This is a genomic window from Gammaproteobacteria bacterium (genome assembly GCA_036383255.1).
GTDB lineage: Bacteria > Pseudomonadota > Gammaproteobacteria > Natronospirales > REEB76 > DASUBN01.
This window is the reverse complement of record DASVOS010000013.1, coordinates 132,298-153,919: the sequence shown is the minus strand read 5'-3', so window position 1 is coordinate 153,919 and position 21,622 is coordinate 132,298. Positions and strand designations below refer to the sequence as shown.

18 protein-coding genes and 1 tRNA gene are annotated in these 21,622 nt (G+C 66.7%); 9 read left to right on the top strand and 10 right to left on the bottom strand.

All coding sequences use genetic code 11. The features are described 5' to 3' along the window. Positions 1–29 precede the first annotated feature (29 nt). Positions 30–794, bottom strand: a complete 765-nt coding sequence (locus tag VF651_09055; protein ID HEX7965851.1) for a 3',5'-cyclic-nucleotide phosphodiesterase — start codon at positions 792–794, stop codon at positions 30–32. A gap of 142 nt (positions 795–936) precedes the next feature. Between VF651_09055 and ccsA the strand changes: the two genes are divergently transcribed. Together ccsA and VF651_09045 are read left to right on the top strand one after the other, a co-directional pair. Continuing rightward, positions 937–1,755 carry a cytochrome c biogenesis protein CcsA gene (gene ccsA, locus VF651_09050; protein HEX7965850.1) on the top strand — a complete coding sequence of 273 codons (819 nt, stop codon included), beginning with the start codon at positions 937–939 and terminating at the stop codon, positions 1,753–1,755. Between the two features lie 22 nt (positions 1,756–1,777). Beyond that, complete coding sequence (locus tag VF651_09045; protein HEX7965849.1) at positions 1,778–3,055, top strand: HlyC/CorC family transporter; 1,278 nt, start codon at positions 1,778–1,780, stop codon at positions 3,053–3,055. Here VF651_09045 and radA read toward each other — a convergent pair. Beyond that, positions 3,048–4,397 (bottom strand): DNA repair protein RadA, encoded by a 1,350-nt coding sequence (radA, locus tag VF651_09040; GenBank protein ID HEX7965848.1) that lies wholly within the window; start codon positions 4,395–4,397, stop codon positions 3,048–3,050. The genes VF651_09045 and radA overlap by 8 nt on opposite strands. A gap of 139 nt (positions 4,398–4,536) precedes the next feature. Here radA and VF651_09035 point away from each other — a divergent pair, with 139 nt between their 5' ends. Genes VF651_09035 through VF651_09025 form a run of 3 tightly spaced genes read left to right on the top strand, consistent with a single transcriptional unit; the run spans position 4,537 to position 8,766 of the window. After that, positions 4,537–7,143, top strand: coding sequence for a serine/threonine-protein kinase (locus VF651_09035; protein ID HEX7965847.1), 2,607 nt, complete (start codon positions 4,537–4,539; stop codon positions 7,141–7,143). A 19-nt stretch (positions 7,144–7,162) separates the two neighbouring features. Next, complete coding sequence (locus VF651_09030; GenBank protein ID HEX7965846.1) at positions 7,163–7,984, top strand: Stp1/IreP family PP2C-type Ser/Thr phosphatase; 822 nt, start codon at positions 7,163–7,165, stop codon at positions 7,982–7,984. 56 nt (positions 7,985–8,040) lie between these two features. Next, positions 8,041–8,766 (top strand): FHA domain-containing protein, encoded by a 726-nt coding sequence (locus VF651_09025; GenBank protein HEX7965845.1) that lies wholly within the window; start codon positions 8,041–8,043, stop codon positions 8,764–8,766. 32 nt (positions 8,767–8,798) lie between these two features. Here VF651_09025 and alr read toward each other — a convergent pair whose 3' ends face one another. From alr to rpsF, 5 genes are all read right to left on the bottom strand, one after another. After that, positions 8,799–9,899, bottom strand: a complete 1,101-nt coding sequence (gene alr, locus VF651_09020; protein ID HEX7965844.1) for an alanine racemase — start codon at positions 9,897–9,899, stop codon at positions 8,799–8,801. Then, the gene (gene dnaB / locus VF651_09015; protein HEX7965843.1) at positions 9,896–11,236 is read right to left on the bottom strand and encodes a replicative DNA helicase; all 1,341 of its coding nucleotides are present in this window, start codon (positions 11,234–11,236) and stop codon (positions 9,896–9,898) included. Before dnaB ends, alr begins: the two co-directional genes overlap by 4 nt. A gap of 250 nt (positions 11,237–11,486) precedes the next feature. Then, a complete protein-coding gene (rplI, locus tag VF651_09010) occupies positions 11,487–11,936 on the bottom strand; it encodes a 50S ribosomal protein L9 (protein ID HEX7965842.1) in 450 nt (149 codons plus the stop codon). Positions 11,937–11,950: 14 nt separating this feature from the next. After that, positions 11,951–12,181, bottom strand: coding sequence for a 30S ribosomal protein S18 (rpsR, locus tag VF651_09005; protein HEX7965841.1), 231 nt, complete (start codon positions 12,179–12,181; stop codon positions 11,951–11,953). Positions 12,182–12,208: 27 nt separating this feature from the next. Beyond that, positions 12,209–12,595, bottom strand: coding sequence for a 30S ribosomal protein S6 (rpsF, locus tag VF651_09000; GenBank protein ID HEX7965840.1), 387 nt, complete (start codon positions 12,593–12,595; stop codon positions 12,209–12,211). 206 nt (positions 12,596–12,801) lie between these two features. Here rpsF and VF651_08995 point away from each other — a divergent pair, with 206 nt between their 5' ends. Together VF651_08995 and VF651_08990 are read left to right on the top strand one after the other, a co-directional pair. After that, positions 12,802–13,137 (top strand): metalloregulator ArsR/SmtB family transcription factor, encoded by a 336-nt coding sequence (locus VF651_08995; protein HEX7965839.1) that lies wholly within the window; start codon positions 12,802–12,804, stop codon positions 13,135–13,137. A 120-nt stretch (positions 13,138–13,257) separates the two neighbouring features. Then, entirely contained in the window at positions 13,258–13,833 is a 576-nt protein-coding gene (locus tag VF651_08990; protein HEX7965838.1) for a hypothetical protein, read from the top strand. Between the two features lie 204 nt (positions 13,834–14,037). Here VF651_08990 and rlmB read toward each other — a convergent pair whose 3' ends face one another. After that, positions 14,038–14,781, bottom strand: a complete 744-nt coding sequence (rlmB, locus tag VF651_08985; protein HEX7965837.1) for a 23S rRNA (guanosine(2251)-2'-O)-methyltransferase RlmB — start codon at positions 14,779–14,781, stop codon at positions 14,038–14,040. Between the two features lie 13 nt (positions 14,782–14,794). Continuing rightward, positions 14,795–17,080 (bottom strand): ribonuclease R, encoded by a 2,286-nt coding sequence (gene rnr / locus VF651_08980; protein ID HEX7965836.1) that lies wholly within the window; start codon positions 17,078–17,080, stop codon positions 14,795–14,797. A 140-nt stretch (positions 17,081–17,220) separates the two neighbouring features. Here rnr and VF651_08975 point away from each other — a divergent pair. After that, positions 17,221–17,305: transfer RNA gene (locus VF651_08975), tRNA-Leu, on the top strand. Positions 17,306–18,044: 739 nt separating this feature from the next. After that, the gene (locus VF651_08970; protein ID HEX7965835.1) at positions 18,045–20,261 is read left to right on the top strand and encodes a DUF5916 domain-containing protein; all 2,217 of its coding nucleotides are present in this window, start codon (positions 18,045–18,047) and stop codon (positions 20,259–20,261) included. A 66-nt stretch (positions 20,262–20,327) separates the two neighbouring features. Here VF651_08970 and VF651_08965 read toward each other — a convergent pair whose 3' ends face one another. Continuing rightward, positions 20,328–21,620, bottom strand: a complete 1,293-nt coding sequence (locus tag VF651_08965; protein ID HEX7965834.1) for an adenylosuccinate synthase — start codon at positions 21,618–21,620, stop codon at positions 20,328–20,330. Between the last annotated feature and the right edge of the window lie 2 nt (positions 21,621–21,622).

The window sequence follows — 21,622 nt, the reverse complement described above, 5'->3', positions numbered from 1 at the left end:
ATGGGGCCGGCAGAATCAGGAGACAAGGATTATAGGTCAAACACCTCGCCGCCCTTGAGACGAGTCACCTTGCGCTGGGGCAGCGCCGCCCGGATCTCGTCGAAGATCACGTCTTCGCCGCCGGGCTTGAGGTGCGTTATGTATATCGGGCAGTCGTGCTTGAGTTTCTTGAGGTCCGCGGCGAGGGTCTCGGGACAGTAGTGCTTGGCCATGTCCGCGAGCTTGCGGTTGCTGTTGGCGAAGGCGGCCTCCACCATCAGCGCGTCGATCTTCGGGTAGGAGTTGACCGCCGCCCAGAACGTGTCGTTGGTGTAGGTGTCGCCGCTGAAGGCGAACACCTTGCCGTCGCGCTCGATGATGTAGCCCGCGCCCGGCACGGTATGGTCCACGTCCACCATGTGCAGCTTGCGCCCGGCGACCTCGATGCGGTCGCCCGGATTGAGCGGCTTATAGGTGAGCACCGGGTTGTGCTTGGCCGGCAGCTCGCCGAAGTCCGGCCACATGACCCAGTTGAAGATGTGCTTGCGCACCGCGTCCAGGGTCTCGGGCCGGCCGTAGACCGTGAGCGGCGTCTTGAGGGTGTCGAAGATGGTGTCCACCAGCAGCGGCAGGCCGCAGGTGTGGTCGAGGTGGGAGTGGGTGAAGAACACGTGGCGGATCCGGCGCATCTCGTCCAGCGTGAGGTCGCCGATGCCGGTGCCCGCGTCGATGAGCGTCTCGTTGTCGAGCAGCAACGAGGTGGTGCGCAATACCGCGCCGATACCTCCGCTGCAACCCAGGATCCTGATGCCCATCGTGGAAATTACCTGCCTTTAGACGGGCTCCCCTCCCGCTGGGCAAGCTTAACACAAGCCTTATATATGGTCTTTCACGGGGCCGGGACCCTGTGCGATGATGGTTTCAGCCTTCGGGGCACTCCCCGCCAGACACGACGCCATGCAGTTCACCGGCACCGCCGCACTCGATCTCGTCCTGTACCTCACCGCCGCCCTGGGGCTGCTGCTCAGGTTCCTGGGCAAGGGACCGGCGCTGCTGCGCGAGGGCCGCGGCTTCACCGTGAGCGCGGCGATGGCGGCGGTGTTCATCCACAGCGTGCTGCTGTACGGCGTCATGGCGACGCCGCGCGGCCTCGACCTCGGCTACTTCAACGCGGTGGCGCTGGCCGGCTGGCTGATGGCATGCATCGGGCTTGCGATGTTCCTGAAACCCGCCTTCGAAAACCTCGGCCTGGTGCTGTTCCCGCTCGCGGGCGTGAGCGTGCTGCTGGCGGAGCTCTTCCCCCACGACGTGCTGCTGCTGCAGGACCGGAGCTGGCCCCTCGGCATGCACATCCTCACCTCGATGCTGGCCTACAGCCTGCTCGGCGTGGCGGCGCTGCAGGCCTGCGCGCTGTACCTGCAGGAGCGGCGCCTGCGGCATGCCAGCGCTGGCGGCGTGCTCTCCGCGCTGCCGCCGCTCACCGAGATGGAGCGCTTCCTGTTCCAGCTCATCGGCGCGGGCTTCGTGCTGCTGACGCTCTCGCTGCTCACCGGCCTCATCTTCGTCAAGGACTTCATGGCCCAGCACCTGGCCCACAAGGCGGTGCTCTCGGCGCTGGCGTGGCTGGTGTTCGCGGTGCTGCTGTGGGGGCGCTGGAAGTTCGGCTGGCGCGGCCGCCTCGCCATCCGCTGGACCCTGGGGGGCTTCGCGGCGCTGGTGCTGGCCTACTTCGGCAGCAAGCTGGTGCTGGAGCTGATCCTGGGCCGCCACTGGTGAGCGCCGCCCGGCGCACGCTGCCATGAACGACCTGCCCCTCAGCTACCTGTTCATCCTCGTCGGCGCCTGCTTCCTGATCTCGGGGTTCTTCGCCGGTTCCGAGACGGCGCTCATGAGCCTCAACCGCTACCGCTTGCGGCACCTGGCGCGCGCCGGGCACCGCGGCGCGGTGTTCGCCGAACGGCTGCTGAAGCGCCCGGACCGGCTGATCGGGCTGATGCGCATCGGCGACACCCTCTCCAACGTGGTGGCGACCTTCACCACCACCTTGATCGCGTTGCGCCTGGGCGGCGAGGGAGTGGTGGCGCTGGCAGGCGCGGCCCTGATCCTCGGCCTGCTGATCTTCGCCGAGATCACGCCCAAGACGCTGGGCGCGCTGTACCCGGAGCGGGTGGGCTTCGCCGCCGCCTACGTGTACGTGCCGCTGCTCAAGGTGCTGTGGCCGCTGGTGTGGGTGGTGAACAGCTTCACCCACGGACTGCTGCGCCTGGTGCGCATCCGCGCCGACGAGGCGCCGCTGCAGTCCATGAGCCGGGAGGAACTGCGCAGCGTGGTGGCCGAGGCCGGCGCGCTGATCCCCAAGCGCCACCAGCGCATGCTGCTCAGCATCCTGGACCTGGAGAAGATCACGGTCGAGGACATCATGGTGCCGCGCAACGAGATCAGCGGCATCGACATCGAGGCGGACTGGGACGACATCTCGCGCCAGCTGCAGAACAGCGAGCACACCCGCATGCCGGTCTACGAGGGCAGCATCGACAACGTGCTCGGCTTCGTGCACGCGCGCCAAGTGCTGCACCTCCTCTCCAGCGACGACCCCGGCAAGGAGGGCCTGAAGGAGATCCTGCGCGACGCCCACTTCGTGCCGGAGGGCACCTCGCTGCAGCGCCAGCTGCTGAACTTCCAGACCGCCAAGCGCCGCATCGGCCTGGTGGTGGACGAGTACGGCGACATCCAGGGGCTGGTGACGCTGGAGGACATCCTGGAGGAGATCGTCGGCGAGTTCACCACGGACCCGGCGGCGCACCACAAGGACGTGTACCAGGAGAGCGAGACGAGCTACCTCATCAACGCCAGCGCCCACGTGCGCAGCCTGAACCGGGTGATGCACCTCAAGCTGCCGACGGGCGGGCCCAAGACCCTGAACGGCGTGATCCTGGAGTCGCTGGAGACGATCCCGCAGTCCGGCACCGCCTTCAAGCTGGCGGGCTATCCGTTCGAGGTGGTGCAGACCAGCGGCAACGCCGTGAGGACGGTGCGGCTCACGCTGCCGCCCGAGAAGAAAAAGCCCGCTAAATAGACGCGATCGCCTCGGCGAGCCGCGTGACACCAACAACTTCTAGGCCATCGATTGAACCCTGCTTGGGCGCATTGGCCCTGGGCACGATGGCGCGCTTGAAGCCGTGCTTGGCGGCCTCCCGCAGGCGCTCCTCGCCGTTGTAGACCGGGCGGATCTCGCCGGCGAGGCCCACTTCACCGAACACGATGAGCTCGGAGGGCAGCGGCTTGTCGCGGAAACTGGAGAGCGCGGCCAGCAGCACCGCGAGGTCGGCCGCGGTCTCGCTCACCTTGAGGCCGCCCACCACGTTCACGAACACGTCGTGGCCGAACATGGCGATGCCGCCGTGGCGGTGCATGACCGCGAGCAGCATGGAGAGGCGGTTCGGGTCCATGCCCACGGCCACGCGCCGCGGGTTGTTGAGGGGACTCTCGTCCACCAGCGCCTGCACCTCGATGAGCATGGGGCGGGTGCCCTCGCGGATCACGGTGACGGCGGAGCCCGCCACCGCCTCGCCGTGGCGCGAGAGGAAGATGGCGGAAGGGTTCTTCACTTCCTTGAGGCCGGTCTCGGTCATGGCGAACACGCCCAGCTCGTTGGCGGCGCCGAAGCGGTTCTTGACGGAGCGGATGATGCGGTAGCGGCTGCCGGCGTCGTTCTCGAAGTACAGCACCGTGTCCACCATGTGCTCGAGCACGCGCGGACCGGCGATCACGCCTTCCTTGGTGACGTGGCCCACCAGCAGCACGGCGGTGCCGCTCTGCTTGGCATAGCGGGTGAAGAGCGCGGTGCACTCGCGCAGCTGCGCCACGGCGCCGGGCGCCGACTGCAGGGTGACGGTGAACACGGTCTGGATGGAGTCCACCACCAGGACGCCGGGCCGGGCCTTGTGGGCGGCTTCCAGGATGCGTTCCACGCAGGTCTCGGCCGCCAGGGTCACGGGGGCGTCCGCCACCTCCAGGCGCCGGGCCCGGAGGCCCACCTGGCTGAGCGATTCTTCGCCACTCACGTAGAGCACCGGCCGGCCCCGGGCGAGGCTGGCGGTGGCCTGGAGCAACAGGGTGGACTTGCCGATGCCGGGGTCGCCGCCGATGAGGGTGATGGACCCGGGCACGAGGCCCCCGCCCAGGACCCGATCCAGCTCCCCCAGGCCTGTAGGGAAGCGTGGCGTCTCTTCACGGCCGGCCTTGTCGAGGCCTTCCAGGAGCGCAGGGCCGCCCGCTTCCGGGGCAGGCTTGGACCCGGCCAGGGTCTGGGTCTCGGTGAGGGTGTTCCAGGCGCCGCAGTCGGGACACTGGCCTGCCCAGCGCAGGGATTTGCCGCCGCAGGCATCACAGACGTAGACGGTCTTGGACTTTTTCATGGCTGCCGGGGGTCGCGTTGGGCGGCATGGTAACACGCCTTCCGGAGCGGTTATTCCCGGGGTTTTTGCTTCCATTTCCATGAAAATTCAAGGTACTATGGACCACGCTTGATAGAGCCTCTCAGGGGCAGGGGTTGGGGTGAAGAAGGGCTTCTGGAGCAGCGACTGGTTCGCGGGCGTGGCCTACGGACTGGTCTTCATCCTGGTCGCTTATGTCATCTTTGGGGACGGTTTCAACCGTACCGAGACGGCTGCCTATGACCTTGGGATGAACCTCACCAGCGCCGCCCCGGCCCCGGACATCGCGGTGATCGCGGTGGACGACGCCAGCATCCAGACCCTGGGCCGCTGGCCCTGGCCCCGCGACTACCACGCCGAACTCATCCACAAGCTGGCCCAGGACGGCGCCCAGGTCATCGGCTTCACGATCTTCCTCTCCGAGGCCCAGCAGGACGCAGGCAGCATCTATATCAAGGACATGATGAATTTCTACGATTCATCGTCCCTGGGCGCGGCCGCGCCGTTCGCGGCCCCCGCCCCCGCCGGCAGCACCGCCGCGCCGGCACCGAAGACCGCCAGCATCACCGTGCCCGGCCCCGTGCGCACCGACCTCGAGGACCTGCGCAAGCGCCTGCAGGAAGCGGACGAGGTCACCGACACCGACAGCAAGCTCGCCGCCGCCATGCAGCAGTCCGGCAAGGTGGTGATCCCCATGCTGTTCACCCTGGGGCAGCCGCTCGGCAACCAGGGTGACGAGACCCCGGACTACCTGCTGCGCAACGCGCTCGGCGCCACCACCTCGGACCCCGAGGACGTGCAGCCGCTCGCCACCAAGGGCATGACGCCGCCGCTCGCCGACTTCGCCAAGACCGCGAGCATCGGCTACCTGGACGAGATCCCGGACAGCGACGGGGTGCTGCGCAGCGAGCCCTTGGCGCTGCGCTACTACAACGTCTACTACCCTTCCATGTCGCTCGCGATCGCGATGAAGAGCCTGAACCTCAAGCCCGAGGACGTGCAGGTGCAGCCTGGCCGGGGCATCAAGGTGGGGCGCCTGTTCATCGGCACCAGCTCCGACATGTTCATGCGCAACTTCTACTACGCGGGCGCGAACGGCAACCCGCCCTTCCCGGTGTACTCGTACGCTGACGTGAAGCAGGGCAAGGTGCCGGCGGACGCGTTCCGCGGCAAGATCGTGCTGATCGGCGCCACCGCGCTCGGCGTGGGCACGAGCTTCCCCACCCCGACCTCGCCCACCATGTCGCCAGCGCTGGTGATGGCGAACGTGATCTCCTCGATCCTGCAGCAGAACTTCTTCACCAAGCCGGGCTGGGCCGGCTGGATCACCTTCCTCGCCCTGCTCTTGATCACCGCCTACCTCGCGATCGGGCTGCCGCGCCTCAAGCCGGGCATCGCCGCCCTGGTGAGCGTGGGCCTGATCGTGCTGATGCTCGTCGTCGAGTTCGGCATGATGAAGAGCAAGTTCGTGTGGGTGCCGCTGATGGTGCCGGTGCTGATGCTGGTGGTCGGGCACCTGGTGGTGACGATCATCCGCTCGGGCATGCTGAACCGCATGCTGGTGCGCAGCGAGGCGGACAGCGCCGAGAGCAACAAGATGCTGGGCCTCGCCTTCCAGGGCCAGGGCCAGCTGGACATGGCCTTCGAGAAGTTCCGCAAGTGCCCGATGGACGACTCCATCGCCGACCTGCTCTACAACCTGGCCCTGGACTACGAGCGCAAGCGCCAGTTCAACAAGGCCGGCTCGGTGTTCTCCTACATCAACGACTTCAACCCGAAGTTCCGCGACATCGGCGAGCGCCTGCACCGCGCCAAGCAGCTGGAAGGCACGGTGATCCTGGGCGGCGGGGGCGGCGGCACCGCGGCCGGCACCATGATCCTGGGCGACGGCACGGTGCAGAAGCCGATGCTGGGCCGCTACCAGGTGGAGAAGGAGCTGGGCAAGGGCGCCATGGGCGTGGTGTACCTGGGCCGCGACCCCAAGATCAACCGCGTGGTGGCCATCAAGACCATGGCGCTGTCGCAGGAGTTCGATGCCGACGAGCTGACCGAGGTGAAGGCGCGCTTCTTCCGCGAGGCCGAGACGGCCGGGCGCCTCAACCACCCGAACATCGTGACCATCTACGACGCCGGCGAGGAGCACGACCTGGCCTACATCGCCATGGAGTTCCTCAAGGGCAAGGACCTCACTTCGCGCACGAAGGGTAACGCCCTGCTGCCCGCGAAGACCGTGCTGGACATCATCGCCAAGGCCGCCGACGCCCTGGACTACGCCCATTCCCAGAACGTGGTGCACCGGGACATCAAGCCCGCCAACATCATGTACGACGAGGAAAAGGGCGAGATCAAGGTCACCGACTTCGGCATCGCCCGCATCACGGATTCCAGCAAGACCAAGACCGGCATGGTCCTGGGCACCCCCTCCTACATGAGCCCGGAACAGCTTTCCGGCAAGAAGGTGGACGGGCGTTCCGACCTGTTCTCCCTGGGTGTTACCATGTACCAGTTGCTGGCCGGCCAGTTGCCGTTCCAGGCGGACTCGATGGCGACCCTGATGTTCAAGATCGCCAACGAGACCCATGCACCGGTGACCTTGTTCAGGGGTGAACTACCGGCCAGCATCGATACCGTGATCGACAAGGCGATGCAGAAGGATCCCGAACAGCGCTACCAGCGTGGCGCCGAGTTCGCGAAGGACGTGCGCGCCTGTGCCGCACAGATCAGCTAGCTAAGAAAAGGCCGCGAGCATGAGCTACAAAGGCAAGCTGAATTTCGTCGGGCACAGCGACAAGGGGATGGTGCGCCCGAACAACGAGGACTCCATCGGCACGGACCTGGAGACCGGCATGGTCGTGGTCGCCGACGGCATGGGCGGCTACAAGGCCGGCGAGGTCGCGAGCGGCATCGCCGTGCAGACCCTCACCGAGTTCGTGACCAACGGCATCAAGGATGCCCACAAGCACGCCGGCCAGATCGACGGCTACAGCGCCGAGAGCGTGCTGCTCAAGAACGCCATCCTCAAGGCCAACGACATCATCCACCAGACGGCGAAGAGCCAGCCCCAGTGCGAGGGCATGGGCACCACCATCGTCGCCTGCCTGTTCTACAACAACCGCGTCTCCATCGCCCACGTGGGCGACTCGCGGCTGTACCGCATCCGGCACGGCCAGTTCGAGCAGGTCACCACCGACCATTCCCTGCTCCAGGAACTGGTGGCGCGGGGCTTCTATACCCCGGAGGAAGCCCGCAAGTCCCTCAACAAGAACCTGGTCACCCGGGCGCTGGGGATCGAGCCCACCGTGGAGGTGGACGTCCAGGAGGACGTGGTGATGCCCGATGACATCTACCTGCTGTGCTCGGACGGCCTGAACGACATGGTAGAGGACGCGGATATTTACTTAACCCTTAAGACATTTAGTGCTAACCTTGAGACGGCAGCCCAACAGCTGGTCAAGCTGGCCTGCGACAACGGTGGACGCGACAACGTCTCCGTGGTCCTGGTCCAGCCCCTCAAGTCGTTCGAGGCCCAACGCGGGTTCTTCGACCGGCTGACCGACTGGTTCTCGTGAGCGTCGTGGGGTCAAGTGGCGCTGAATGAGAAGATGAAACACCAAGAGGCAGAGCCATGGGCAAGTTGATACTCACATTGGACGGCCAGGAGCTGGCGCAGTACGAGCTCGAGAAGGAGCGGTACACGATCGGCCGACTGGCGGACAACGACATCCATATCGACAACATGGCGGTCTCCGGCCACCATGCGCTCATCATCAACATCCTCAAGGACTCGTTCCTCGAAGACCTCAACAGCACCAACGGCACCTACGTCAACGGCAAGCTGGTGAAGAAGCACGCCCTCCAGGAGGGCGACGTGATCACCATCGGCCGGCACGCGCTCAAGTACGCGAGCGGCAAGGCCGCGGCGGCCGGCGGCGGCGACGGCGACGACTTCGAGAAGACCATGATCATCCGGCCCGGCACCAAGAGCCAGACCGGCGTGCCGAGCATGGACAGCGTGAACAAGGCGATCTCCGGCGCGGGCGGCGCCCCCATCGGCGACGACAGCAAGGCGGCCGGACTGCCCAAGGCCAAGCTGCAGGTGCTCTCCGGCGGCTTCGCCGGCAAGGAACTGGAGCTCAACAAGGCGCTCACCACCCTGGGCCGCCCGGGCGTGCAGGTGGCGGCCGTGACGCGCCGCGCCGACGGCTTCTTCGTGGTGCACGTGGAGAGCGGCCAGGGCCAGGGCTTCCCCACCGTGAACGGCAAGGAGATCGGCGCGCAGGCGCAGAAGCTCGCGGACAACGACGTGATCGAGCTCGCCGGCGTGAAGATGGGCTTCTACGAGATGAAGTAAGCCCTGCCGAAAGCTGAATCAAAAAACCCGCCTCACCGGCGGGTTTTTTCTTTTGTGTCAATGACACTGAATTTGACGCGCTGCGTGACGCCGCAGAGCAGTTCCAGCGGGATGGTGCCGGCGGCGCGGGCGATCTCCTCCACCGGCAGCTCCGGTCCCCAGGCCGCCACCCGGTCGCCCACCGCGGGCGAGCGCACGCCGCGCAGGTCCACGCCGATCATGTCCATGGCCACGCGGCCGACGAGCGGCACGCGCACGCCCTTCACCAGCACCGGGGTGCCGCTGGGCGCGTGGCGCGGATAGCCGTCGCCGTAGCCGATGGCGGCGATGCCGAGGGTCATGTCCTCCGGCGCCACGAATGCGCCGCCGTAGCCCACGCTCTCCCCCTTCTTGAGGACCTTCACGGCGATGAGCGTGGTCTCCATGGTCATGACGGGCTTCAAGCCGTCGTCCGCGCCGCACTTCATGGGGAACGGCGAAGCGCCGTAGAGCATGGAGCCGGGGCGCACCCAGTCCGCGTGGCTCGCAGGCCAGGCGAGGATGCCGGCGGAGTTCGCGATGCTGCGCTCGGCCTGGATGCCGGCGGTGGCGGCGGCGAAGGCCTCGAGCTGCGACTGGGTCTTGGGGTTGGAAGTCTCGTCGGCGGAGGCGAAGTGGGTCATGAGGCGCACCGGCGGCTTCACGGCCTTGGCCTTGTTGAGCCGCTTCCAGGCGTCCGCCACCGCGTCGGGCGCGAACCCCAGGCGGTTCATGCCGGTGTCGACCTTGAGCCAGACGGCGAGCTCGCCGCGCAGTCCGCACTTCTCAATGAGCTTGAGTTGATAGCCGTCGTGCACCACGAGCTCGCAGCCCCAGCGCGCGGCCTCCTCCAGCTCCTGCTCGCCGAACACGCCCTCCAGCAGCACGATGGGATTGGAGAGGCCGGCGCGGCGGATGACCTGCGCCTCCTCCAGGCTCGCCACGGCGAACGCGTCCGCGTCGGCCAGCGCCTGGGCCGCGAGCGCGAGGCCGTGGCCATAGGCGTTGGCCTTGAGCACCGCCATAACGCGGGACTTGGGAGCGAGCGCGCGCACGCGCTTCAGGTTGTGACGGAGCGCGGCGAGATCGATGAGCGCGCCGGTGGCGCGGCTCATGCGTAGCCGCCGCCGTCGTCGGCGGTGTAGTTCTCGAAGCGGGTGAACTGGCCGAGGAAGGTGGAGCGCACCATGCCGATGGGGCCGTTACGCTGCTTGCCGATGATGATCTCGGCGGTGCCCTTGTCGGGGCTGTCCTTGTCGTAGACCTCGTCACGGTAGATGAACACGATCACGTCGGCGTCCTGCTCGATGGAGCCGGACTCGCGCAGGTCGGACATGATGGGCCGCTTGTCGGGACGCTGTTCCAGGCTGCGGTTGAGCTGGGAGAGCGCTATCACCGGGATGCGCAGCTCCTTGGCCAGGGACTTCAGGCCGCGGCAGATCTCGGAGATCTCGGTGGCGCGGTTCTCGCGGGTGCCGGGCACCTGCATGAGCTGCAGGTAGTCCACCACGATGAGCCCCAGGTTGTGGTCGCGCTTGAGGCGACGGGCCCGGGCCCTGAGCTCCGTCGGGGTCAGGGCGCCGGTGTCGTCGATGAACATGGGCGCCTTGGACATGATCGAGATGGCCGAGCTCACGCGCTTCCAGTCGGTGTCGTCGAGCTTGCCGGTGCGGACCTTGAGCTGGTCGATGCGGCCGAGCGAGGAGATCATGCGCATGGCGAGCTGCTCGCCGGACATCTCCATGCTGAAGATGGCGGCCGGCAGGCCGCCGCTGATGGCGGCGTACTCGGCGATGTTCATGGCGAAGCTGGTCTTGCCCATGGAGGGGCGGCCGGCCACGATGACGAGGTCGCCGGGCTGCAGCCCCGCGGTCATCTCGTCGAACTTGGAGAGGCCGGTGGCGACGCCGGTCACGTGGCTGTCGGCGTGCACCAGGGTATCGAGCCGGTCCACCGCCTTGGACATGAGCTCGCTGATGCGCACGTAGCTCTTGCCCATGCGGTCGCCGCGCTCGGCGATCTCGAACACGGAGCGTTCGGCCTGGTCCACGAGCTCGGCCACGCTGCGGCCCTCGGGCCGGAAGGCGGACTCGGCGAGCTCGCCGCCCACCCGGATGAGCTGGCGCAGCACCGAGCGCTCGCGCACGATGTCGGCGTAGGCGCGCACGTTGGCGGCGGTGGGGGTGTCGCGGGCGAGGGTCGCGAGGTAAGCGAGCCCCCCCGCCTGCTCCAGCTTGCCGCGGGCCTGCAGCCACTCGGACAGGGTCACCGCGTCGAAGGGCTGGTCGGCGTCGGCGAGTTCGGCCATGGCCCGGAACACGAGCCTGTGGTCCTGGCGGTAGAAGTCTTCCTCGGTGACGCGGTCAGCCACCCGCTCCCAGGCGGTGTTATCCAGCATCAGGCCGCCCAGCACCGCCTGTTCCGCCTCGAGGGAGTGCGGCGGCGTGCGCATGGCTTCCAGGGCCGAGCTGGTGGCCTGGTCTAGGGTCTTGACGGCGCTGGGCACGGATCGGTCTCCCAAAGTCCAAGTCAATTTAGAGCAGTAAGCCGGGACGGGCAAATGCCCATCCGGGAGCCGCACCAGCGCCGGGGCCGGGGCAGCCCGGTACTGGCGATTTTTTGGGCGATACTTAAGTCACTGAAACCACAAAAGAAAACGGAGGCTTGCGCCTCCGCTCTCTGCAGCATCCCTTACGGGGTGCTTATTCTTCGGCGACGACGTTGATCGTGATCTCCACGTTCACGTCGGTGTGCAGGTGGATCTCCACCTTGTGCTCGCCGGCGGTGCGGATCGGGCCCTGCGGCATGCGCACTTCCTTGCGCTCGACCTTGAGGCCGGCCGCGGTGAGGGCGTCGGCGATGTCCACCGTGCCCACGGAACCGAACAGCTTGCCTTCGGAGCCGGCCTTGGAGTTGATGGTGATGACCTTGCCTTCGAGCTCCGCCTTGCGCTTCTCGGCGCCCGACAGGTGCTCCGCGGCGAGCTTCTCCAGCTCGGCGCGGCGCTTCTCGAACTCCTCGATGTTCTTCGCGGTGGCAGGCTTGGCCTTGCCCTGGGGGATGAGGAAGTTGCGGCCGTAGCCGGCACGCACCTTGACCTTGTCGCCCAGGTTGCCGAGGTTATCGACCTTCTGCAGGAGGATGACTTCCATTGCTAGTTACCTCCTCAGTGCTGGTCGGTGTAGGGCAGGAGCGCCAGGAAGCGGGCGCGCTTCACGGCGAGGGAGAGCTGGCGCTGGTAGTTCGAGCGCGTGCCGGTGATGCGGCTCGGCACGATCTTGCCGGTCTCGGTGACGTAGCCCTTGAGGGTGGCCAGGTCCTTGTAGTCGATCTCGACGACGCCTTCCGCCGTGAACCGGCAGAACTTGCGCTTACGGAAAAAACGCTGCTGTGACATGTGCTTGTCCTCTCGAATTCTTTGGGGTTACGCCGGCTCGCGATCGTCGTCGCGGTCGTCGTCGAAGCGCTCGGCGCGGCCTTCCTTCTCCTCGTCCTTCGGCTTGACCAGCGCGGAGGGCTCGGTGACGGCTTCCTCGCGGCGCACCACCAGGTGACGCAGCACGGCGTCATTGAAGCGGAACATGCCGACGAGCTCATTGAGGGTGGACTGGCCACACTCGATGTTCATCAGCACGTAATGGGCCTTGTGGACCTTGGCGATGGGATAGGCGAGCTGGCGGCGGCCCCAGTCTTCCATGCGGTGCACCTTGCCGCCTTCGGACTCGATCATCGAGCGGTAACGCTCGACCATCGCGGGCACCTGTTCGCTCTGGTCAGGGTGGACCAGAAACACGATCTCGTAGTGTCTCAATCGAAGCTCCTTATGGACTGACCGGCTACCCGTCGAAGCGGTGTAGCAAGGGCTTCCGGCGGGTCTCGACGGAAGGGCGCGCATGATGCCACAGGCTCCGTGGGCTTGCAAATTCAGTGGCTTAGGACAGCTACCGGTCTGGAACAAGGCTTGGATAAGGGCTGTAACTAAGCTATTATTAATCCGTATGGGTGAATATTAAATCTATGGCTCGGCCTGCCACCCTGGACCTGACCCTGGGAGCCCTGGCGGACCCCACCCGCCGGGCCATCCTGCAGCGCCTGGCCCGCGGGGAAGCCCGGGTCACGGAGTTGGCGGCGCCCTTCCCCATCTCCCTGAACTCCGTGTCCAAGCACATCCGCATCCTGGAGCGGGCGCATCTGGTGCGCCGGCGCCGGGCTGGCCGCGAGCACCTGCTCAGCCTGGAGCCGCGGCCCCTGGACGAGGCGGCCGCCTGGATGGCCGGCCAGCGCAACATCTGGAACGCCCACAGCGACGTGCTGGAAGCGCTCATGGAGGCCGAGGACGCGGCAGCCGCCTGATCCCGCCACGACGGATCCGGGAGCAGCCTCGACGAAGCCTGACCAAGTCCGAAAACGGCGGGTCGCGCCGGCGATCGCGTGCTATCTCTTAGGGCCTCGCAACCCCGAGGAAGACCTTCGATGAAGATCCGCACCCTGTTCGCCGTCGCTCTCCTGGGCACCGGCCTCACGGCCCAGGCCGAGACCCAGCTCGCTGCCGCCGGTGCCGATGCCAAGCCGGCCCTGCACCACTACTGTGACGACGCGGTGTACCACCAGCTCGACTTCTGGATCGGCGACTGGGACACCATCGACATGGGCGACCACCCGGACGGCAAGGGCCCTTCCATCGCCCACGCGGTGATCGCGCCGGTGCTGGACGGCTGCGCGCTGCACGAGAAGTACGAGCAGGTGGACGGACTGATCGGCGAGAGCTACTCACTCTATGTGCCGAGCCTCAAGCACTGGCACCAGAGCTGGGTGAACAACGGCGCCGGCCTGTGGCTCCAGGACGGCAACTTCAAGGACGGCGTGCTGACGATGACCGCCACCACCACCGCCAAGGACGGCACCGAAGTGCACCACAGGATCACTTGGGCCAAGCAAGGTGAAGGCGTGCGCGAGACTTCCGTGGCCTCGAAGGACGGCGGCAAGACCTGGGCGATGGAGTTCGACTGCCTGTTCATAAAGCGCGGCACGGCGCAGAAAGGCAACTGAGACGATTTCACCCCGAGTCGTCTCGTGTGATGGGCGCCTCCTTAAACGGAGGCGCCTTTTTTATATCCGCTTCAACAAATGGTGATGCAAAAATGAAGGATTTTGGTCGCTGGCTAGGCGCGCGAGGCGAGCAGGAGGGAGTGCACTCTTATGTGCATGACCGACTGCGAGCCCGAAGCGCAACAACGCCAGCGGCCAAAAGACTCATTTTTTGCGGCGTTGGCGTAGGGCTTCGAAGAGCGTGACGCCCGTAGCGACGGAGACGTTGAGGCTCTCCACCTGCCCGCCCATGGGGATCTTCGCCAGGAAGTCGCAGTTTTCCTTGGTGAGGCGGCGCATGCCGTCTCCCTCCGCACCCATGACGATCGCGATGGGGCCTTTAAGGTCCAGCTCGTAGAGGCTCTGGTCCGCCTCGCCGGCGAGGCCGACGAACCAGATGTTGCGCTCCTTGAGGTCCCGGAGCGTGCGCGCCAAGTTCGTGACCTGGAAGAACGGCGTGACCTCCGCCGCGCCGGAGGCGACCTTGCGGGCCACGGCGGTGAGGCCGGCGGAGCGGTCCTTGGGGGCGATCACCGCGTGCACGCCGGCGGCGTTCGCGGAACGCAGGCAGGCGCCGAGGTTATGGGGATCCTGCACGCCGTCCAGCACCAGGAGGAACGGCGGCTCATCGAGCCGGTCCAGGAGCGGCATCAGGCCGCCCTCGTCCCTGAGCTCAGCGCCTTCCGCCTCCGCGGCCACGCCCTGGTGGCGCGCGTCGTGGGTGAGCCGGTCGAGCTCGGCGCGCGGCACCCGCTGCACCTTCACGCCGGCCTGCTGCGCCAGCTCCGCCACGCGCGTGAGGCGGTCGTCATGGCGGCTGTCCAGCATCCACAGCGAATGCACCTTGCCGCCGCCCTCCAGCAGCGCGGTGACGGCATGCAGGCCGTAGATCAATTCTTTCTCTCGCATCGGATGAGGCCTTCTAGCGTCTGCGCGGCTTCTTGCCGCCCGGATGCCCGGACTGGCGGTGGTTCTGGCGGCTGCCATGGCGCCCGGGCTCGGGCAGCGCCGCGAGCTCGAAGTCTATCTTGCGCTCGTCCACGTTCACGGCGGCGACGCGCACCCGCACCGTGTCCGTGAGCCGGAACACCCGGCCGGTGCGCTCGCCCACCAGGCGGTGGCCGACGGCGTCGTGGTCGTAGTAGTCGTTCGGCAACGAGGTCACGTGGACCAGGCCCTCCACGTAGAGGCCCTTGATCTGCACGAACAGGCCGAAGTTGGTGACGCCGGTGACCAGGCCCTCGAACTCTTCACCTTGTTTGTCCCGCATGTATTCGGCCTTGAGGCGGTCCAGGGCGTCGCGGGTGGCCTCGTCCGCCCGCCGCTCGGTCATGGAGCAGTGGGAACCGAGCTGCTCCATCTGCCCGCCGGAATAGCCGAAGCTGCGTCCCTCGCCGCCGCGCACCACGTGGCGGATGGCGCGGTGGACCAAGAGGTCCGGGTAACGGCGGATGGGCGAGGTGAAATGGGCGTAGAAATCCAGCGCGAGACCGAAATGGCCCACGTTCTCCGGGGTATACACCGCCTGGGCCAGGGAGCGCAGCAGCACGGTCTGGATGAGCTCCTTGTCGGGGCGCTCCTGAACCTTCTCCAGCAGCTTGGCGTAGTGCATCGGCTCCGGCGCGGTGCCGCCGCCGAACTTGAGGCCGAGGGTGCCGAGGAAGACGCGCAGCTTCTCCAGGCTCTCTTCCTTGGGACCGGCGTGGACCCGGTACAGGGTCGCGAGCTTGTGCTTGGAGAGGAACTTCCCCGCCTGCACGTTGGCGGCGATCATGCACTCCTCGATCAGCTTGTGGGCGTCGTTGCGCACCTGCGGGACGATGGCGGCGATGCCCCCCTGCGCGTCGAACGCCACCTTGGTCTCGGTGGTGTCGAAGTCGATGGCGCCGCGCCGCTGCCGGGCCTTGTGCAGCACGTGGTAGAGCGCGTACAGGGTCTCGAGGTGCGGCACCAGGGCCGCATGCTCGCGGCGCAGGTCCGGGTCCTTGTCCACCAGTATCTTCGCGACCTTGGTGTAGGTGAAGCGGGCGGCGGAACGCATCACCGCCTCGTGGAAGCGGGCGCGGCTGACTTCGCCGTCCTTGTCCACCCGCATCTCGCAGACCATGCACAGGCGGTCCACGTGGGGGTTGATGGAGCAGAGGCCGTTGGACAGCACCTCCGGCAGCATGGGGATGACCCGGTCGGCGAAGTACACCGAGTTGCCGCGCTTCTGGGCCTCGCGGTCCAACGAGGTGCTGGGCTTCACGTAGTGGGAGACGTCGGCGATGGCCACCAGCAGGCGGAAGCCGTCCCCCTGCCTCTCGCAGAACACGGCGTCGTCGAAGTCGCGGGCATCCTCGCCATCGATGGTGACGAGCGGCGTCGCGCGCAGGTCCAGGCGGCCCTGCTTCGCCTCCTCCGGCACCTCCGGCCGCAGGCCGTGCACTTCCTGCTCGACCTCCGGCGGGAAGGCATGGGGCAAGGCGTGGGCATGGATCGCGAGCTCCGTCGCCATGCCGGCGGCGTTGCGCTCGCCCATGATCCGGCTGACGCGGCCGATGACCTCGCTGTGCTTGCCGGGCTGCTGGGTGATCTGCACCACCACCATCTGGCCGGTGCGGGCGCCGCCGCGCTCGGGCACCGGCACCTGCACGGTGTGGGAGATGCGCGCGTTGTCCGGCACCACGAAGCTCACGCCCCGTTCCTCCACGTAGCGGCCGGCGAGCTCGGTGGTGTTGCGCTCCAGCACGTCCACCAGCGAGCCTTCGGGGCGGCCGCGCCGGTCCACGCCCTGCACCCGCACCACCGCGCGGTCGCCGTGCATGAGCTCGCGCATCTGGCGCGGCGGCAGGAAGATGTCGTCGCCGCCCTCGTCGGGCTTGAGGAAACCGAAACCGTCGCGGTGGCCGATCACGGTGCCGGCCGTGAGCGGCAGGCGCTTCACCAGGCAGTACTCGCCGCGCCGGTTCTGCACCAGCTGGCCGTCCCGCAGCATGGCACCCAGGCGCCGGTTCAGGGCCTCGATGTCCACCGCGTCGTGGAGCTTCAGGTCATGGGCCAGGCGCTCGAATGAGAGGGGCTGGTCCGCTTCCGTCAGCCACTCCAGGATCGCCTCGCGGCTCGCGATGGGGCGGGCGTACTTGAGGGCTTCCCGCTGGGCGTAGGGATCGGTGCCGCGCTTGGGGCGGCGGCGGGAGGGCTGGCTGCGGGTTTTCTTGCGTCTCATGGCGTGCAGGATAGCGGAGCGCGGGGGCCAAGTCCGCGCCGGCGGTGAAAAACGCTGATTTTTAGAGGTCTTTCAAGGGAATAGGCGCATTGACACCCACCGAAGGGGCCGGTAAAGTGCCCGCCCTTCGCGCCCCTAAAGCCCAGGTGGCGGAATTGGTAGACGCACTAGTTTCAGGTACTAGCGGGTAACACCGTGGAGGTTCGAGTCCTCTCCTGGGCACCAAGTATTTAATGCTTTCGTGGTCGCCATCCCTGGCGTCATTAATCAAGCTCTTAACTGTCGTTAGTCCAGCCCGGACATCCTGTCCGGCCGCTCAGGCGGACGCGGCCAGTGGCCGCGTAAAGACACCGCCTTCGCCCTCTCCTGGGCACCAAGGTCTTAACTCTCTCTGTAGTCGCCTTCCCTGGCACATTAAATCGATATCCTTGCCGGCGTTAGCCCGGCCCGGACTTCCTGTCCGGGCGTTTTCCCAAGTCCGAGCTGTGCTCGGACTTGGGAAAACCCTCTCCTGGGCACCAGGTTCTTTATTCTCTCTGCGACCGCCGTCCCTGGCGACTTTAATCGAGACCCTTTCTGACGGTAGCCCTGACCGGACGTCCTGTCCGGTCGCTCAGCCGGGCGCGAGCAGTGCTCGCGCTAAAACCCCGGCTTCGCCCTCTCCTGGGCACCAAGTATTTAATGCTTTCGTGGTCGCTATCCCTGGCGTCATTAATCAAGCTCTTAACCGTCGTTAGTCCAGCCCGGACATCTGTCCGGCCGCTCAGGCGGACGCGGGCAATGCCCGCGTAAAGACACCGTCCTCGCCCCTGGCGCCGATATCGACCACCCTGTGCCAGAGCCGATTGCGCAGGCCCTGGTCATAAAGAATTCAGCTTCGTGCCCGATGCCCTGTCCGCCAAAAATATTCCCGGTTTTGTGTCAAAACGTAAAACCTTTTGGCCTCTCCCGGCATCCAAGGGACATGCAGAGAAATCCGACTCCCAGCCGGCGGGGTAAAGCGGCAAGTGGGGTCCTGGCGGTGCTGCTGGCGGGCCTATGCCTGCCGGCCCTGGCCCAGGACGAGGTTCCCGAGGTCCAGGCGGGCCACGTTGATGGCAGCGCCATCAGCGTGGACGGGCGCCTGGACGAGGCAGCCTGGAGTCAGGCCGGGGTGATCCCGGACATCACCCAGCAGAGCCCCCATCCGGGTGAGCCCACCCCCTATCACACCAAGGTCCTGCTGCTGCGGGATGACCACACCCTCTACATCGGCCTGCGCTGCGAGGATCCGGACCCGAGCCGCTCCATCAGCCATACCCTGGTGCGCGACGGCTGGCAGGGCGACGACGACAACGTGCTGTTCATGCTGGACACCTTCGGCACTCACCGGTTCGCCTACGTGTTCCGGGTGAACGCCGCCGGCGCCATGGCCGACGGCCTGCAGTCCCCCACCCCCGCCATCAACAGCAACGACGGGGTGGACTACAACTGGGACGGCATCTGGGACACGGTGGTGACCCGGGACGAGCACGGCTGGACCGCCGAGATCGCCATCGACACCCGCAGCCTGCAGTTCACCGACGGCCTCACCCGCTGGGGCTTCAACCTGGCCCGCAACGTGCCGCGCGACCTCCTGACCCTGGACTGGTCCGGCACCACGCTGGACTCCTCCGTGTACCAGCTGCAGCGCGAGGGCCTGCTCACGGGCATGCAAGGCATGCAGCAGGGCAAGGGCCTCGACTTCCAGCCCTACGGCCTGGCCAAGTACCAGACCGGCAAGGGCACCACCAGCAACACGGGCTTCGACCTCAAGTACAACTTCAACCCGGCGCTCGCGGGCCTGTTCACCTACCACACGGACTTCGCGGAAGCCGACGCGGACCAGCAGCAGATCAACACCACGCGCTTCCCGCTGTTCTTCCCCGAGAAGCGCCAGTTCTTCCTGCAGGGCTCGAACCTGCTGAGCTTCGGCTACAACCTGGGCACCACCTTCATCCCCTTCAACTCGCGCACCATCGGCCTCGTCGACGGCGAGCAGGTCTCGCTGGACGAGGGCGTTAAGCTTATCGGCCAGTCGGACTCGGGCTCGCTCGCGCTCCTGGATACCCAGATGGGCGACAGCGCCGTGTCCCAGGGCACCAACCTGTTCGTGGGCCGCGGCACCTACAACCTGGATCCGGAACTGCAGCTCGGCACCCTGGTGACCCACGGCGACCCCACCGGGCTCGACTCCAACACCTTCGTGGGTACCGACGCCACCTGGAAGACCTCCACCTTCCAGGGCGACAAGAACCTCAACTTCGCCGGCTGGCTCGGCCACTCCTCCGGCGACTTGCCGACGGGCAACACGAACGGCTTCGGTGTGGACGCGGAGTACCCGAACGACCTGTGGTATGCCCACGTGCAGTACAGCCAGTTCGGCGAGGCGCTGGACCCGGCGCTGGGGTTCCTGCCCCGCCCGGGCACCCGCCACTACATGAACGAGCTCGGCTACCAGCCGCGTCCCGCCAAGGACAGCGTGTTCAACTGGGTGCACCGCTTCTGGTTCTACGGCCACTACAGCGAGGACGATGGCTTCGGCCCCAACGGCGGCGGCAAGCAGAGCTCCGAGTGGTTCTTCAGCCCGGAGATGCTGACCGAGGGCGGATGGTACTGGGAAGCGGACGTCTACCAGACGTACGATGCCCCGGCGTTCCCCTTCGAGATCGTGCCGGGCGTGACGGTGCCGGCGGGCCAGTACACCTGGAACCGCCGCCGCGTGCAGTTCAACTCCCCCACCTCGCAGGCTTTCTGGTGGCGGTTCATCGACTCCCAGGGCACGTTCTATGCGGGCACCGCCCATCACCCCCTGGTGGAGGCGCACTGGAGCACGCCGTCCGGCCGGCTGGTGCTCTCGGCCTCGCAGGAATGGCTGTTCTACTACTCGCCCCAGGGAGACGGTTCCACGCGCCTCACCACCTTCACCGGCACCTATGCGTTCACGCCCACGTTCTACGTCTCCACGCAGATGCAGTACAACAACGACGTGGTGAACGGCGTGAGCTACAACACCCGGCTGCGCTGGATCGTGGGCGGCGCGAGCAACATCTACCTGGTATTCAACCACGGCCTCGTGACCGAGACCGACGGCCTGGGCCAGCCGGTGGTCGCATCGGGCAACGTGGTCATCTTCAAGGTTCAGTGGGACTTCAGAAACTGACCTGAAGCCACAGATAAAAAAGGCGCGCCAGACGGCGCGCCTTTTCTTTTGGGGATCTGAAAGCGTTCAGTCGAAGGGGTGCTTGAGGACGATGGTCTGGGTGCGATCGGGGCCCGTGGAGATGATGTCCACCGGCACGCCCATGAGTTCCTCCACCTTCTTGAGGTAGGCCCGGGCGTTCTCCGGCAGCTCCTCGTACTTCGTGATGCCCACGGTGGATGCCTTCCAGCCGGGCATGTCCACGTACACGGGCTCGGACTCGGCGAAGCTCTCGGCGCCGGTGGGCGCGATCTTCACCTCGCCCTGGGGGGTCTTGTAGGCCACGCAGATGCGGATGGTGTCGAGGCCGTCCAGCACGTCGAGCTTGGTGATGCAGACGCTGCTCACGCTGTTGTTGATGATGGAGCGCTTCAGGGCCACCACGTCGAACCAGCCGCAGCGGCGCGGACGGCCGGTGACGGAGCCGAACTCGTGGCCGCGGCGCGCCAGGTGCTCGCCCATCGCATCGAACAGTTCCGTGGGCATGGGGCCCTCGCCCACGCGGGTGGTGTAGGCCTTGACGATGCCCAGCACCTGGCTGAAGTAGCGGGGGCCGAGGCCGGTGCCGGTGGCGGCACCGCCCGCGGTGGTGTTGGACGAAGTCACGTAGGGGTAGGTGCCGTGGTCCACGTCCAGCAGCGCGCCCTGGGCGCCCTCGAACAGCATGTTCTCGCCGCGCTCGTTGAGCGCGTAGAGGATGCCGGTGACGTCCGCCACCATGGGCTCGAGCTGCGGCACGAGCTCGAGGCACTGCTCGAGGGTCTGCTGGAACGAGACCGGCTCGGTGCGGAAGTAGTTCTTGAGCACGAAGTTGTGGTAATCCAGCACCTCGCCGAGCTTGGCGGCGAAGCGCTCGCGGTGGAACAGGTCCGCCACGCGCACGGCGCGGCGGGCGATCTTGTCCTCGTAGGCGGGGCCGATGCCGCGGCCGGTGGTGCCGATCTTGCCGGCGCCCTTGGCGTGCTCGCGCGCCTTGTCCAGCGCCACGTGGGACGGCAGGATCAGCGGGCAGGCAGGCGAGATCTTGAGGCGCCGGCGCGCCGGCACGCCCTTGCTCTCCAGCATGGCGATCTCCTCGAACAGCGCCGTGGGCGAGAGCACCACGCCGTTGCCGATGAGGCACTGCACGTCCTCCCGCAGGATGCCGGAGGGGATGAGCTTGAGCACGGTCTTCTCGCCGCCGATGACGAGCGTGTGGCCGGCATTATGGCCGCCCTGGAAGCGCACCACCGCGGCGGCGCGGTCAGTGAGCCAGTCGACGAGCTTGCCCTTGCCCTCGTCGCCCCACTGAGCGCCTATCACTATTACATTCTTGCCCATGC